General features: G+C 70.2%; 13 protein-coding genes. 4 read left to right on the top strand and 9 right to left on the bottom strand.

Annotation, left to right across the window (positions count from 1 at the left end; all coding sequences use genetic code 11):
- Positions 1-96: 96 nt before the first annotated feature.
- Positions 97-2,046, top strand: coding sequence for a Stk1 family PASTA domain-containing Ser/Thr kinase (gene pknB / locus FNH13_RS08710; RefSeq protein ID WP_165700064.1), 1,950 nt, complete (start codon positions 97-99; stop codon positions 2,044-2,046).
- Here pknB and FNH13_RS08705 read toward each other — a convergent pair whose 3' ends face one another.
- Genes FNH13_RS08705 through FNH13_RS19970 form a run of 3 tightly spaced genes read right to left on the bottom strand, consistent with a single transcriptional unit; the run spans position 2,047 to position 5,703 of the window.
- Positions 2,047-3,129, bottom strand: a complete 1,083-nt coding sequence (locus tag FNH13_RS08705; RefSeq protein WP_228266665.1) for a threonine aldolase family protein — start codon at positions 3,127-3,129, stop codon at positions 2,047-2,049.
- A gap of 8 nt (positions 3,130-3,137) precedes the next feature.
- Positions 3,138-4,499 (bottom strand): class II 3-deoxy-7-phosphoheptulonate synthase, encoded by a 1,362-nt coding sequence (locus FNH13_RS08700; protein WP_143783090.1) that lies wholly within the window; start codon positions 4,497-4,499, stop codon positions 3,138-3,140.
- Between the two features lie 34 nt (positions 4,500-4,533).
- Positions 4,534-5,703, bottom strand: a complete 1,170-nt coding sequence (locus FNH13_RS19970) for a 1-acyl-sn-glycerol-3-phosphate acyltransferase (RefSeq protein WP_407669966.1) — start codon at positions 5,701-5,703, stop codon at positions 4,534-4,536.
- A gap of 73 nt (positions 5,704-5,776) precedes the next feature.
- Between FNH13_RS19970 and FNH13_RS08690 the strand changes: the two genes are divergently transcribed.
- The gene (locus FNH13_RS08690) at positions 5,777-6,544 is read left to right on the top strand and encodes an alpha/beta hydrolase (protein WP_143783089.1); all 768 of its coding nucleotides are present in this window, start codon (positions 5,777-5,779) and stop codon (positions 6,542-6,544) included.
- On the top strand, positions 6,537-7,250 hold the full coding sequence (locus FNH13_RS08685) for a hypothetical protein (RefSeq protein WP_143783088.1): 714 nt from the start codon (positions 6,537-6,539) through the stop codon (positions 7,248-7,250). Before FNH13_RS08690 ends, FNH13_RS08685 begins: the two co-directional genes overlap by 8 nt.
- A gap of 270 nt (positions 7,251-7,520) precedes the next feature.
- On the opposite strand, the gene FNH13_RS08680 is transcribed toward FNH13_RS08685, so the two are convergent.
- Genes FNH13_RS08680 through FNH13_RS08660 form a run of 5 tightly spaced genes read right to left on the bottom strand, consistent with a single transcriptional unit; the run spans position 7,521 to position 11,424 of the window.
- Positions 7,521-8,432 (bottom strand): endonuclease/exonuclease/phosphatase family protein, encoded by a 912-nt coding sequence (locus tag FNH13_RS08680; RefSeq protein ID WP_143783087.1) that lies wholly within the window; start codon positions 8,430-8,432, stop codon positions 7,521-7,523.
- On the bottom strand, positions 8,429-9,430 hold the full coding sequence (locus tag FNH13_RS08675) for an ROK family glucokinase (protein ID WP_143783086.1): 1,002 nt from the start codon (positions 9,428-9,430) through the stop codon (positions 8,429-8,431). Before FNH13_RS08675 ends, FNH13_RS08680 begins: the two co-directional genes overlap by 4 nt.
- An 18-nt stretch (positions 9,431-9,448) precedes the next feature.
- Positions 9,449-10,525, bottom strand: coding sequence for an ROK family glucokinase (locus FNH13_RS08670; protein ID WP_321169230.1), 1,077 nt, complete (start codon positions 10,523-10,525; stop codon positions 9,449-9,451).
- Positions 10,443-10,964 (bottom strand): hypothetical protein, encoded by a 522-nt coding sequence (locus FNH13_RS08665; protein WP_143783085.1) that lies wholly within the window; start codon positions 10,962-10,964, stop codon positions 10,443-10,445. The genes FNH13_RS08670 and FNH13_RS08665 overlap by 83 nt, the downstream gene beginning before the upstream one ends.
- The gene (locus tag FNH13_RS08660) at positions 10,957-11,424 is read right to left on the bottom strand and encodes an SRPBCC family protein (RefSeq protein ID WP_143783084.1); all 468 of its coding nucleotides are present in this window, start codon (positions 11,422-11,424) and stop codon (positions 10,957-10,959) included. The genes FNH13_RS08665 and FNH13_RS08660 overlap by 8 nt, the downstream gene beginning before the upstream one ends.
- 65 nt (positions 11,425-11,489) lie before the next feature.
- On the opposite strand from FNH13_RS08660, the gene FNH13_RS08655 reads away from it, so the two are divergent.
- Positions 11,490-13,280, top strand: a complete 1,791-nt coding sequence (locus FNH13_RS08655; RefSeq protein WP_143783083.1) for an AMP-dependent synthetase/ligase — start codon at positions 11,490-11,492, stop codon at positions 13,278-13,280.
- Positions 13,281-13,319: 39 nt separating this feature from the next.
- Here the strand turns inward: FNH13_RS08655 and FNH13_RS08650 are convergent, their stop codons facing one another.
- Positions 13,320-14,495 carry an RtcB family protein gene (locus FNH13_RS08650; RefSeq protein WP_143783082.1) on the bottom strand — a complete coding sequence of 392 codons (1,176 nt, stop codon included), beginning with the start codon at positions 14,493-14,495 and terminating at the stop codon, positions 13,320-13,322.
- Between the last annotated feature and the right edge of the window lie 66 nt (positions 14,496-14,561).

The following is a 14,561-nucleotide window of genomic DNA, read 5'->3' as shown; positions in this document are numbered from 1 at the left end:
GTCACAGCGCGCTCGAGCACCGGCACGACAGTGCCACCGCCCGCCCGCAGCGCCCGCCTCCGCGGTTTTCCTGCTCAGGCTCCGTATCCTCAAGGAGTGAGCACTGCGACCTCCGCCGTGATCGACCGCGTCCTCGACGGTCGATACCGCGTCGAGTCCCTGCTCGCCAAGGGCGGCATGGCCTCGGTCTACAGCGCCACCGACCTGCGCCTGGAACGCAAGGTCGCGCTCAAGATCATGCACGCCCACCTCGCCGGTGACGACGAGTTCGTCACGCGCTTCCGTCAGGAGGCCCGCACCGCCGCACGGCTGTCCCACCCGCACGTGGTGTCCGTCTTCGACCAGGGCGAGGACGACGGCTACGTCTTCCTCGCCATGGAGCTCGTCGAGGGCCACACCCTGCGCGAGGTCATCAAGGAGCACGGTGCCCACAGCGTGCGGGACGCCGCCGCCTATCTCGACCCGGTGCTGCAGGCGCTCGCCGCGGCCCACGAGGCAGGCCTGGCGCACCGCGACGTCAAGCCCGAGAACGTCCTGATCCGCACCGACGGCATGGTCAAGGTCGCCGACTTCGGCCTGGCCAGGGCGGTCACCGCTGCCACCGCGAGCCAGAGCAACGAGCTGGTCTGGGGCACAGCGGCCTACCTGGCACCCGAGCAGGTCCAGCGGGGCCGCACGGACGAGCGCAGCGACATCTACTCCGCGGGCCTGTTGTTCTATGAGCTGCTCACCGGTGTCAAGGCCTTCCCCGGTGACAGCCCGGTGCAGGTGGCCTATGCCCACGTGCACCACGACGTCCCCCGCGCCGCGGACCAGGTCGCCACCGTCCCCGCCGAAATCGACGCCTTCATCCAGTGGGCCTCGGCCACCGATCCCGAGCGCCGGCCCACTGACGGGTCCGCGGCGCTGACCCAGTTGCGTCACTCCGTCGGTCAGCTGTCCGACGGGGAGCTGGACGCCCTGCCGGGGCAGCGGCTGCCGGACGACGGCGACCTGACCCAGGCTTTTGACCACACCCGCCCGCTGCGGGCCGCCGACACCATGGCGGTGCCCCGCGCCGCCCCGGAGCACTACGCGCGCACCCACGGCAACCGGCCCGCGCGCCCCGCCAGGCCGGTGCGCGCCAGCGCTGCCCCCCGGCGCCCCCGCCGACGGTTGAGTGTCGCTGGCTGGCTGCTCGGCATACTCCTGGTCCTCATCGGCGCCGGCGGTGCCGGGGCCGCCTGGTACTTCACCGAGGGTCCCGGGGTGCACTCCCCCGTCCCCACGCTGGTCGGCCTCACCCAGACCGAGGCCACCGAGGCGCTGGACGCCGAGGAGCTGGACACCGTGGTCGAGCTGGCCTACTCCGAGACAATGGCTGCGGACGTGGTGATGGCCGCCTCGCACGAGCCCGGCACCTCGCTGCGGCACGGCACCGACGTCACCCTCACCGTCTCCCAGGGGCCGGAGAGGTATGCCGTCCCGCCCGTCATCGGTCGCACGCTCGAGCAGGCGGAGCCCATGATCGCCGACGCCAACCTCACGATGGCCGAGCCGGACCTGGTCTTTGACGAGTCGATCCCCAAGGGCCAGGTCATCTCGGTCGAGCCGCAGGAGGGTGCCGAGCTCAAGCCGGAGGCCGAGGTCACGCTCACGGTCAGCAAGGGCCGCGAGCCGATCGAGATCAGTGACGTCACCGGCCAGCCGCAGGAGGACGCCGAGGAGACGCTCAACGACGCCGGGTTCACCGTGTCGGTCAGTCCCGACCGGGTCTTCAGCGACTCCGTCGACGAGGGCCACGTGGTCTCCCAGAGTCCCGCGTCGGGCACCGGCTACCGCAACGACCCGGTCACGCTGACGATCTCCAAGGGCCCTGAGCTGGTCGAGGTCCCCAGCGTCGTGGGCGACCAGTTCTCCGAGGCCGAGGAGGTGCTCACCGAGGCCGGGTTCACGGTCACCCGGGAGGACCTGATCGGCGGCTACTTCGGCACGGTCCGGCGCCAGAGCATCGAGCCCGGCGAGATGGTGCCCAAGGGCACCGAGATCGTCCTCGAGGTCGTCTGATCAGTCGCGCGACGACAGCAGTTCGCCGAGGACAGCGGCTGCGTGGTCGGTCTGGGCGTCGTCGACGTCCAGGTGCCACACGAAACGGACGCTGCCCGGCCCTGTGGCATACCCCAGGACGCCCCGCTCCCCCGCGGCCGCGATGAAGTCTGCGCCGGTCCAGCCGGCCGGGGCGACCTGGAGGACCAGGATGTTGGTGTGCACCGCGGTGGGGTCGACTGCGTCGGGACGCACCGCCACCACAGCCTGCGCGACCTGCTGGCACCGTGCGTGGTCCTCGGCGAGCCGCTCCAGCTGGTGCTCCAGCGCATACCGGCCAGCCGCCGCCAGGATCCCCACCTGGCGCATCCCACCACCGAAACGCTTCCGCCAGACCCGGGCCTCCGCCATACGGTCGGCAGATCCGACGAGGAGGGAGCCGACCGGGGCACCCAACCCCTTGCTCAGGCAGACCGACACGGTGTCGGCGCACGCGGCGTAGTCCGCGAGCGGGACGCCCGTGGCGACGTGGGCGTTCCAGAGCCGGGCACCATCCAGGTGGACGGCCATGCCGCGCTCGTGGGCACGCCGGTGCAGCTCCTGCATCGACTCCAGCGGCTGGACGGTGCCACCGCCAAAGTTGTGGGTGTTCTCGACCACCACGCAGGACGTGCCGACCTGATAGGCGCCGCCGTCGGTGACCGCCAGGGTCATCGCGGCGTCCACGTCCAGCAGGCCACCGACCGTCGGATAGCTGCGGGCGGAGATGCCGCTGAGCACGGCAGCAGCCCCCATCTCGGCGCGGAGCACGTGCGCCAGGTCGTCGGTGACCAGTTCCTGGCCGGGCGCCACGTGCAGGCGCACTCCCAGCTGGTTGGCCATCGACCCGGTGGGTGTGAAGAGCGCGTCCTCGTGACCGAGCAGATCGGCCACCTGGCGCTGGAGGGCCAGAACGGTCGGGTCCTCGGCATACACGTCGTCGCCGACCTCGGCCCAGGCCATCGCCTGCCGCATCGCCTCGGTGGGGCGGGTGAGGGTGTCGGAGCGCAGGTCGGCGATCACCCCGGGCCCCGCCGACTCGACCTTGTCGGGCACGGCGCTCACCCCTCCACTCACCGGCCGGCCTCGAGCATCGCAGCGACCTGGAAGGCCATGTCCAGGCTCTGCTGGTGGTTCAGACGAGGGTCGCAGACGGTCTCATAACGCAGTCCCAGGTCCTGCACGTCCAGGGCGCCCGAGCCCCCGACACACTCCGTGACGTCGTTGCCGGTCAGCTCGATGTGGATGCCGCCCGGCCAGGTGCCCAGGGCACGGTGCACCTCGAAGAAGCCGGCGACCTCGTCGATGACATCCTCGAAGCGGCGCGTCTTGTGCCCGCTCGGCGAGGCAAAGGTGTTGCCGTGCATGGGGTCACAGACCCAGGCCACCTTGCCCGCCTCCTCGCCGACGCTCTCCAGCAGCGGGGGCAGCAGGTCACGGATCTTGTCGGCACCCATGCGGGTGATGAAGGTCAGCCGCCCTGGTGTGCGCTCGGGGTCGAGCTTGTCGAGCAGCCCGAGCACGTCGTCGCGCGTCGCCGTCGGGCCGAGCTTGACCCCGATCGGGTTGTGCACCCTGGACAGGAAGTCGATGTGCGCCCCGTCCAGGTCGCGGGTGCGCTCCCCGGCCCAGATGAAGTGCCCCGAGGTGTTGTAGGGCAGCCCGGTGCGTGAGTCCCGGCGGGTCAGGGCCCGCTCGTAGTCCAGCACCAGCGCCTCGTGGCTGGAGTAGAACTCGACGCGGCGCAGCTCCTCGGCGTCGGCCACCCCGGAGGCCTCCAGGAAGCGCACCGCCCGGTCGATCTCGGTGGCCATCTGCTCATAGCGCGCCTGAGCGGGTGAGGACAGGAAACCCTTGTTCCAGGTGTGCACGCTGCGCAGGTCGGCATAGCCACCACTGGTGAAGGCCCGCACGAGGTTCAATGTGGAGGAACTCGCGTGATAGACGTCAACCATGCGGGCGGGGTTGTGCGCACGGGCCTCGGGGGAGAACTCAAAGCCATTGACCATGTCGCCGCGATAAGCCGGCAGCGTCACCCCGTCGCGGGTCTCGGTGTCGGAGGACCGGGGCTTGGCGAACTGACCAGCGAGCCGTCCGACCTTGACCACCGGCATGCCCGCGCCATAGGTAAGCACCACCGCCATCTGCAGGATGGTCTTGATCCGGTTGCGGATGTTGGGCCCGGTCACCCCCTCGAGCGTCTCGGCACAGTCCCCACCCTGGAGCAGAAAGGCCTCGCCGCGCGCCACGGCCCCGAGCTTTTCGCGCAGCACGTCGCACTCACCGGCAAAGACCAGCGGAGGAAATCCCTTGAGCCGGGCCACCGCCTGGTCCAACGCCTCGGCGTCGCTCCAGGTGGGCTGCTGCTTGGCCGGCAGATTGCCCCAGTCGAAGTGGTGCCCGATGGGGGGCTGTTCGGTCACGTCCGTGGTCACCAGGTCATCGTAGGAGCCACGGCGCGCGCCGACCTCACCGGTGCTGCTCGTCGCCGTCCTGCGGTATGCCGGAACCCGCCTGCGCGGGCACGCTCTCCACCGCAGCACTCTGGTCTGCAGGGCTCTCCTCGGCAGGGCTCTCGTTGACGGGGCTCTCGTCGGCAGAGCGCTCGTCGGCAGGGCTCTCGTCGGCAGAGCTCTCCTCGGCAGGGCTCTCGTCGCCGGCTGCCGGGTTGTCGTCCTCGCCCGTGGGCTCGTCGGACTTGGCCTGCCGGGACCGCAGCTGCTCCCCTACCTGCTCGAACTGGGTCTTGGCGGTCTCGATCTGCCCCTCGATCTGGGTCCGAGCCGACTGGACGCCCCCCTCGATCTGGGTCCGTGCGGTCTCCACGCGCCCCTCGACCTGGCTGCGCACCTGCTCGGCCGTCACCTTCGTCTGGTCCACGGCCTTGTCCACGGCGACCCGGGCTCCCTCCACCGCAGCCTTGGCGCGCGCTGCGATGCGGTCCTTGACCGAGGCCGCATACACGTCGACGTACTCCTGGCCCGAGAGCTGCATGAGTTCATACATGATCTCGTCGGTGATCGAGCGCAGGACGGTCCGGTCGTCCTCCATCCCCTCGTAGCGGGAGAAGTCCAGGGGCTTTCCGAACCGGATCCCGACCTGGCCCCGCTTGACGTTGGGGATCACCTGACCGGTGGGCTGCGCCTTGTCCGTGTCGATCATGGCCACCGGAATGACCGGCACCTTCGCCTCCAGCGCCATCCGCGCCACACCGGTCTTGCCCTTGTAGAGCTTGCCGTCCGGGCTGCGGGTGCCCTCGGGGTAGATGCCGAACAACTCCCCACGCTTCAGGACCTTCAGGCCGGAGTTCAGTGCCGCCATACTCGCCTCGCCACCGGAGCGGTCGATCGGGATCTGGCCCATGCCCTTGAAGAAGTTCTTGGTCAACCAGCCCTTGACACCCGTGCCGGTGAAGTACTCCATCTTGGCCGGAAAGGTCATCCGCCGATCGACGACCAGCGGCAGGAAGACCGAGTCCGAAAAGCTGAGGTGGTTGCTGGCGAAGATCGCACCGCCGTGCTCGGGGACGTTCTCCTCACCCTCGACCCACGGCTTGAAGAGGGTCCTGACGAACGGCCCGATCAGGACGTTCTTCATCAGCCAATAGAGCACCAGAGCCTCCTCGCAGGTCCCGGACATGCTAGGGCACTTCCTGGCTGGGGCACGGGAGACAACCAACCAGGCTCGAAGTCTGTCATGACAAGATCGTCCTGTGCAGATCCTTGAGGGCGCCGAGCCGATCCACTCCGCCGGTGTCGGCGAACGCGCCGACACCGCAGTGCTGCTGATGCACGGGATGACGTCCTCCCCGCAGATGGTCCGGCCGGTCGCCGAGCACCTCGCCGAGCAGGGGTTCACGGTGTCCGCTCCGTTGCTCCCCGGCCACGGCACGCGGTGGCAGGACATGGCCCGGACGCGGTATGCCGACTGGCTGGCTGCCACCGTCACCGCCGCCGAGCAGTTGCGCGCCGGGCACCGCACAGTCGTCTGCTTCGGGCTGAGCCTGGGCGGTGCCCTGGTCACGGACGTGGCTGCCCACCGGCCCGATCTCGTCGACGGCCTGGTGCTGGTCAACCCGGCCTTCGCGGCAACCGACTGGCGGCTGCGGGTGATCCCGACCCTCAAGCACGTCGTGCCGGTGGCTCAGGGCCTCGCCGACGACATCCTGCGTGAGGGTCCGCCGCGAGAGCTGGCCTACAAGTGGACCCCGTTGCGAGCCTTCGACTCCTTCACCGAGCAGTGGCCGCGGCTGGTGCGTGAGCTGCCCCAGGTGCGTCAACCGGTGCTCCTGATGCGCTCCCGGCACGACAAGATCGTCCCGCCCTTGTCGGCCGAGACCTTCCTTGCCGAGGTCGGCAGCACCGACGTGACGGTGCAGTGGTTGGAGGAGTCTGCCCACGTGGCCACGCTGGACCATGATGGTGATTCGCTGATTGCTGCGACACTGGACTTTGTGGACAAGGTGGCGCGTGGTGACTGACGGACTGGGTCGCGAGGACCGCCCGGACGACGGGGCCGACATCGACGCACGCTTCGACGAGATCGTCGCCGGCCTGCGCGCGGAGCACGCCGAGTCGCAGCAACGTCGACAGGAGGCGCTTCGTCGCGCCCGGGAGCATCGTCGCGAAGCCACCCGACCTCTCGAGGGCTTTGACGACCCCAACCCGTGGCCACCGACGCCCCGCCGTCCTGAGCCTCCTGCCGCTGGCTCCCCCGGTGGCGACGACGCACGCTCGGGCTCCCACCACGCTGACGCCGACGGCACCAACCCGCCCTGGTCCGAGCCGCCGCCTCGCGTCTCGCCGCCTCCCGTCTCGCCGACGCCGGACCAGCCCGCCCGCCCGCAGGTCCCGTCCAATCGACGGCCTCCTCACGACGAGCCGCCCCATCACGAGTCCCCCCCGCCCACCGATGCGTGGCGCAGCTGGGAGGAGTCGGATGAGGAGGAGCACTTCATCCAGCCCAACCCTCCGCTTCCCGCTGGGGATCTCCACCTGTGGGCGATCGTGGCCGGCCTGCTGGGCGGGCCGCTGCTGGTGATCCTCAGCGAGGTCTTCAACGTCCTGCGTGCCGACTGGTGGACACCGCTGGGCATCCTGATGTCGGTGGCCGGTGTCGTGCTGCTGTTCCTGCGGTTGCCCAAGAGCCGTGACTACACCGACTCATCCGGCGGGGCCCAGGTCTAGACCGGCTGCAGCACAGGCAGCACCCTGCATCAGGTCCGGTCGCGCCTGCCAACTGACGCCATCAACGTTCTGGGGTGCAAGACCGGTCACCGGTGCCCGCTTCTGCACCCCAATCGCTCGCGGAGGCCGGGTGGACGGTCCGTGGCGTGCGGTCCCGCGCGGTCGGTACGGCACCCGTGGCGTGCGGTCCCGCGTGGTCGACGCTGCGTCCGTGGCGTGTGGTCCCGCGTGGTCGACGCTGCGTCCGTCGCGTGCGGTTCCGCCGTCACTTCACTGGGTCGCTGCCGGGTCCCCACCGTTGGGCGCACTGTCGAAGTCCACCCAGACCGGCAGGTGGTCGGTGGCGGCCGACAGCAGCTCCGCCTCCAACTCCACCTCCTCGTGCGGCAGCACCGTGAGCTCGCTGGTGGCAAAGATCGCGTCGATCGGCCGACGCGGGCTCTTGGCAGGGAAGGTCGGCCGGTCCGAACTGACCATGGCCAGGCGGTCGGCTAGCAGCCCCCACGCGCGGCCACTCGAGTCCTCGTTGAGGTCACCGCCCACGATCATCGGCGCGTCGGCACGCCAGCCCCGAAGCCGGTCGTCCGCACGCAAGCCCCGACGCCGGTCGTCAGCACCGCTCTGTCCGAGGATGCCGCGGATCAGCCGGGACACCCGGTGGGGGCCGGTGGCGAGCACCCGCACCAGGCGGCCACCCAGGCGGCCACCCAGACCTATGCCACCCAGGCCTTTGCCACCCAGGCCCGTGCCACCCAATGCCTGCCCGGTCGTCACCTCGTGCAGGATCCGCGTCGCATGGGTGACCCGCTCGTCCTCCAGGAGCGAGAGGTGCAGGGAGACAACGGTGACGGCCCGGCCACCGCGCATCCGCACCTGGGCGGCGGAGTAGCTGCGCGGGTTGCCCCGCGGGGCCACGGGCAGCTTGATGTCGACAGAGTCCGTGGCCGCCACCCGATAGCTGGTCATCATCCCGGTGCCCGACAGGCGTCGCGTCCGCCCGGACCACCTCAACCCGCAACGCCGGGCAAAGAGCCAGATCCGCACCCCGGAGAAGGGATGCCGCGGCACCTCCTGGAGCAGGAGCACGTCGGGGTCGATGCGGCGCACCACCTCGGCAGCCGCCCCCGGGTCGTCCTTCAGCCCCCGCAGGTTGTAGCTGGCCACCCGGATCCGTGACGTCATCCCCGGTGCTCCTCGCGCACCATCTCGGCGGCACCCACCATCCCGGCCGAAGGCCCCAGCTGTGCGGCCAGGATCGGCGGGACCGGCCGGTGCCCACGTCCGGTCAGCCTGCGGGCAAACATCTCGCGGGCCGGCTCCAGCAGCAGGTCTCCGGCCTCGCTGACCCCACCGCCCACCACGATCCGTCCCGGGTCGAAGGCGGCGGCCAGGTTGGCCAGGCCCAGACCGAGCCACCGGCCCACGTCACCCAGCAGCTCCAGGGCCGCGACATCCCCGTCGCGCGCCGCCCGGGTGACGTGGTGACCCTCCACCCGCGCGGGGTCGCCGTCGCAGTATGCCGCCAGCCCAGCTGCATACGGGCTGTCCTGCTCGAGCATCTCCCGGGCCTCGCGCTGCATGGCCCGGCCCGAGGAGTACTGCTCCCAGCAGCCCCGGTTGCCGCACTCGCAACGCTCCCCGTCCGGGACGACCTGCATGTGGCCGTACTCCCCCGCCAACCCGTGCCGGCCCCGCTCGACCCGCCCGTCCAGCACGAGTGCTCCGCCGATGCCGGTCCCCAGGGTCACCAGCAGCAGCCGCGGCTCTGCCTGCCCGGCACCAAAGCGGAACTCCGCCCACGCGGCCGCGTTCGCGTCGTTGTCGAGCACCACAGGTGTCGCGAGCCGCTCGACCAGCCGGTCCCGGATCGGCTCGTCGCGCCAGGCCAGGTGCGGGGCGAAGACGACGGTGCTGCGGTCCGCCGAGACGAACCCGGCGGCTCCCAGACCGACCCCGAGCACGGGACGACTCGGGTGCTCGACGGCCGCCGTGCGTTGGATCTCGGTCACCGTGTCCACGATGACGTCCTCGACGACCGACGCCTCAGTGGTCCGCCCGGGGGTGTCGCGCCGGGCTCGTGCCAGGACGTTGCCGCCGGCGTCAACCAGTCCGGCGATGACCTTGGTCCCGCCGACATCCACACCGATCGCCAGCGCGTCGTCGAGGGCGTCCTGCGTCACGGACACGGCTGTATGCCGTCAGTCACCGACCGGAGCACCGGTCGCGCCAGCCCGACGGGCGGCCAGGTCGGCCGCCCCGATCATCCCGGCGTCATTGCCCAGCACGGCCAGGACGATGTCGGCCTGCCGCCGGTGTCCGCGGCCGGTCAGCTGGCGGGCGAAGGCCACCTCCGTCGGGCCGAGCAGCAGGTCACCGGCCTCACTGACACCGCCGCCGATGACGATGAGCTCGGGGTCGAGGATCGCGACCATGCTGGCGATGCCTTCTCCGAGCCAGCGGCCCAGGTCGGCAAAGAGCTCGGTGGCGGCCGGATCGCCCGCGGTCGCCGCCTGGGTCACCATCTGGCCGGTCAGCGACTGCGGGTCCCCACCGCACAGGTCGCTCAGCGCCCCGGCGTGCGGGCTGCCGCCGCTGACCAGCTCGCGCGCCTCGCGGACCAGGGCGGTGCCGGAGGCGTAGGACTCCAAGCAGCCGCGGTTGCCGCACCCACAGCGGACGCCCTCGGGCATCACCCTCAGGTGTCCGATCTCCGCCGCGACGCCCTCGGAGCCGCGCAGCAGCTCACCGTCGCTGACGATGCCACCGCCGACCCCGGTGCCGATGGTGACCAGCAGCATGTCGTCGGCCTCGCGCGCCCCGCCAAACCGGAACTCCCCCCAGGCTGCGGCGTTGGCGTCGTTTTCCAAGAAGATGGGCCGCCCGACCGAGGCCTCCAGGCGTGCCTTGAGCGGTGCGTCGCGCCAGGCCAGGTTGGGCGCGAAGAGGACCGTGCCACCGGCGGAGTCGATGAAGCCGGCGCAGGCCACCCCGACGGCGTCGACCTGCTGGCCCTCTCGCTCGGCGGCGGAGGCGATCTCGCGGATCAGGTCAGCGATGGCCCCGCTGATGGCGTCGACGTCCTGCGCGGGCGTGACCCGCTCACTGCGGTGGCTCAGGGTGCCGTCCTCGCCGACCGCTGCCCCCTTGATGCCGGTGCCACCGACATCGATCCCGATGTTGACCGCCACGAGCTCAACCCATTTCCGACGCTGCCGCGTCACCGTGATTTTCCGACGCTGCCGCGTCACCGTGATCCGGATGGTCAGCAGACTCATCGTCCTCAGCAGCACGCTCAGCCTCACGTGCCATCTGCTCGGCCGTCTCACGACGCGACTGGGCAAACAGCGCCAGGCTCTCGGCCGCCGACCCCAGCAGGTGCGCCAGGGACTCCAGGGCGTCCGCCCCGATCGGCCCGGCTGCCGCGGCCTTGGCCCGGCACCACGGGCAGCCGCGACACAGGTGCTCTCCTGACGCGCCGGCGGCAGCAGACTCCTCAGCGCCGCCCGGCCCTGCCCCGTCACCGTCGGCGTCGCCCAACCCGGCCGCCGCCTCGGCCTCCGCCTCGCGATCCACCGAGCGGTCGGCATACTCCCGGCTGTCGGGCACCGCGGAGAGCCAGCGCGCCGCGGCCTCGACTAGTTGGCGTGCCTCGTGCTCGACCTGGCCGGACCCCCAGGTGTCGCGGGCGGAGTTAGACCCGGCGGACTCAGCCACGCGCGACCACTCGCTCGGAGAGCGACTTCAGGGCGGTGTCCACGATCATCTTCTCCGCCTTGCGCTTCATCGCGCCCAGCATCGGGATCTTGACGTCGACCTGCAGCTGATAGCGCACCTGCGTGCCCACCCCGTCGGGCGCGGTCGGCATGTCGACCGCGGACAGGGCATAGGAGCCGGTCATCGCCTTCAGCACGCTCGCGCGCACCAGGTGCCAGGAGACCTGTCCCTCTCCGCTCTCGGTGATCTCCCAGTCATAGCCGAGGACATAGGTGTCCTTGATCATGCCGGCCTCGAGGGTGAACTCCACCTCGTCGGCCCAGCCGCCGTCGTCCTCGGACAGGATCTGGGCCGCCTTGAAATCGGCCCACTGCGGATACTCCTCGAAGTCGGAGATCACATCGATCACCGCACTCGGCGGTGCGGGAATGAGGATGGAGGATTCAGTGCGGTCGGCCATGCACGGCAGGGTATACCGCCGCGGCTAAAGTGGGGTCCGTCGACCACCGCTGCGAAGGAGCGCCCGTGCAGGAGTTTGAAGTTCCCCCATTGGTTGCGCCACGCGAGGACGGGAACCTGTCCGACATCCCCCACGACTGGGCGGCCGCCGAGCCGCACCGTCCGCTGCTGGCCCGCCAGGTCGAGGACGTATGGCGCGATGTCACCGCCGCGGACTGGAACCGTGAGGTGCGTGACCTGGCCAAGGGATTCATCGCCGCCGGCATCAACATCGGTGACCGCGTGGCCGTGATGAGCCGCACGCGCTATGAGTGGACGCTGACCGACTTCGCCCTGTGGACGGCCGGGGCGGTGCCCGTGCCGGTCTATGAGACCTCCTCGGCCCAGCAGGCGTCGTGGATCCTGCAGGACTCCGGTGCGGTGGCGATCGTCGTCGAGGCACCGGCGCACCACCAGCTGGTGGCCGGCATCCGTGAGGAGACCCCGGACCTGCACGACGTGTGGCAGATCGACGGTGGTGGCCTGGAGGAGCTGGTGACCGCCGGCAAGGACATCGCCGACGAGGACGTCGAGGCGCGCCGCGCCCAGGTCACCCGCTCCTCGACCGCGACGATCATCTACACGTCCGGCACGACAGGGCGGCCCAAGGGTGCCGAGCTGACCCACGGCAACTTCCTGGCCCTGGGCGAGAACGCCATCGAGCGTCTCGAGCAGGTCCTGCGGGTCGAGGGCGCCAAGACCCTGCTCTTCCTGCCGTTGGCGCACGTCTTTGCCCGGCTCATCCAGGTGCTCGTGCTGCAGGCCGGGGTCCAGCTGGGGCACACCCCGGACGTCAAGAACCTGCTGCCTGACCTCGCCGCCTTCCAGCCGACCTTCATCCTGGCTGTCCCGCGGGTGTTCGAGAAGGTCTACAACTCGGCGGTGCAGAAGGCCATCGACGGCGGTCGTGGGGCGATCTTCCTGCGGGCCGCTGAGGTGGCGGGCAAGCACAGCCGGGCCCAAGACACCCCCAACGGGCCGGGCCTGCTGCTCAAGGCCCAGCATGCTCTCTTCGACCGGTTGGTCTACAAGAAGCTGCGCGAGGCGATGGGCGGCAAGGTGCAGTTCGCGGTCAGCGGCGGGGCGGCGCTCGGCGAGCGGCTGGGCCACTTCTATCGCGGCGTCGGCATCACCATCCTCGAGGGTTATGGCCTGACCGAGACCACGGCACCGGTGTCGGTCAACACGCCCGAGCTGATCAAGATCGGCACGGTCGGCCGCCCCCTGCCGGGCGTGGGTGTCAAGATCCAGGACGGGCAGGTGCTGGTCCGCGGTGTCAACGTCTTCAGCTCCTACCTGAACAACCCCGAGGCCACCGCCGCCGCGATCGACGAGGACGGCTGGTTCCACACCGGTGACCTCGGCGAGCTCGACGAGCAGGGCTTCATCAAGATCACCGGTCGCGCCAAGGAGATCCTGGTGACCGCCGGCGGCAAGAACGTCTCCCCCGGCCCGCTGGAGGACCAGCTGCGCGCGACACCGCTGATCTCCCAGGCGCTGGTCGTGGGCGAGGGCAAGCCGTTCGTCGCCGCCCTGATCACCCTCGACCCCGAGGTGATGCCGGGCTGGCTGGAGCGGCACAACCTCACCGACCTGTCCACCGAGCAGTTGCACGCCAACGAGGAGCTGCGGGCCGCGGTCCAGAAGGCCATCGACGCCGCCAACCAGTCGGTGAGCAAGGCCGAGTCGATCCGCAAGTTCGACTTCCTCGAGGACGACTTCACCGAGGAGAACGGCTATCTGACGCCGTCGATGAAGCTCAAGCGCAACCTGGTGACCAAGGACTTCGCCGCCAACATCGAGGCGCTCTACAGCTGACCCCTCTCCCCCGGCCGAGCGCACGGTGGGGCGAGCGCCTCAGGTCCCCTTGACGTTGACGATCTGCCGGAGCGTGTGCCGGACCCGCACCAGCTCCGACGCGTCCGCCATCACCTGGTCGATGTCCTTGTAGGCCCCGGGGATCTCGTCCAGAAAGGCCGCCGAGTGCTCATACTCGATGCCCTCCATGGCCTGCGCCAACTGCTCGAGGGTGAAGGTCTTGCGGGCCTTCGTCCGCGAGTACACCCGGCCCGCGCCATGGGGTGCTGAGTGCAGGGCAACGGGGTTGCCCAGGCCCTCCACGACATACGACGCGGTGCCCATCGAGCCCGGGATGAGACCGGCCTCACCCTCCCGCGCGGAGATCGCCCCCTTGCGGGACAGCCAGACGTCACGGCCGAAGTGCCGCTCCGGCTCGGTGTAGTTGTGGTGGCAGTTGATCTCCTCGACCCGCTGGACCTCCACGCCGACCCACTCCTGGAGGCAGGCGACCATCCGGTCCATCATCTCCTCGCGGTTGAGCAGCGCATAGGTCTGGGCCCACCGCATCTCGCGGACATAGGCGTCGAACTCTGCCGTGCCCTCGACGAGGTAGGCCAGGTCACGGTCATCGTCCGGCAGGCTGATGAAGTGCCGCCGGCAGTAGTCCTGCGCCACCTGCGTGTGGTGGGTCGCGATCCGGTTGCCGACCCCGCGGCTGCCTGAGTGCAGGAACAGCCACACCATGCCCGACTCATCCAGGGTCACCTCCAGGAAGTGGTTGCCCGAGCCGAGAGTTCCCAGCTGGTGACGCCAGGCCTTGGCGTATGCCGTGGGGTCCAGCTCGATCTCCTGCGCCCCACCGGTCAGTTGGTCGAGTCGGGTGATCGTGTGCTCGCGTCCGATCGTCCGGTTGGCTCCCCCTGCGGACAGCGGCACCTCTGAGGCGATGGCCCTGCGCACACTCGAGCGGTCCTCGGGCAGGTCGCTCTCGTGCAGCTGGGTGCGCACGGCCACCATGCCGCAGCCGATGTCCACGCCCACTGCGGCAGGCATGATGGCGCCGTCGGTGGGGATGACCGATCCAACCGTCGCCCCCTTGCCGAGTTGAGCATCCGGCATGAGCGCCAGGTGCGGGTGGATGAACGGCATGCGCGCGGTGCGCTCCGCCTGCTCGCGGGTGACGGGGTCGATGATCGACGCCCAGCTCACGAGGGTCGGGGAGATCCTTTCCATGGTCCTTGTCTCTTTCTGGGGAGCGCCCTCCCGGACGGAGGGACGCCTGTCGAGGTTAGAGGCCAG

This window comes from Ornithinimicrobium ciconiae, from assembly GCF_007197575.1.
Taxonomy (GTDB): domain Bacteria; phylum Actinomycetota; class Actinomycetes; order Actinomycetales; family Dermatophilaceae; genus Ornithinicoccus; species Ornithinicoccus ciconiae.
This window is presented reverse-complemented; position numbering and strand designations above follow the sequence as displayed.

Bases quoted from the DNA above. Each gene is read 5' to 3' on its own strand.
- FNH13_RS19970 (WP_407669966.1), bottom strand. From the start codon at position 5,703: ATGTCCGGGACCTGCGAGGAGGCTCTGGTGCTCTATTGGCTGATGAAG.
- FNH13_RS08680 (WP_143783087.1), bottom strand. From the start codon at position 8,432: ATGACGTCACGGATCCGGGTGGCCAGCTACAACCTGCGGGGGCTGAAG.
- FNH13_RS08670 (WP_321169230.1), bottom strand. From the start codon at position 10,525: ATGAGTCTGCTGACCATCCGGATCACGGTGACGCGGCAGCGTCGGAAA.
- FNH13_RS08660 (WP_143783084.1), bottom strand. From the start codon at position 11,424: ATGGCCGACCGCACTGAATCCTCCATCCTCATTCCCGCACCGCCGAGT.
- FNH13_RS08650 (WP_143783082.1), bottom strand. From the start codon at position 14,495: ATGGAAAGGATCTCCCCGACCCTCGTGAGCTGGGCGTCGATCATCGAC.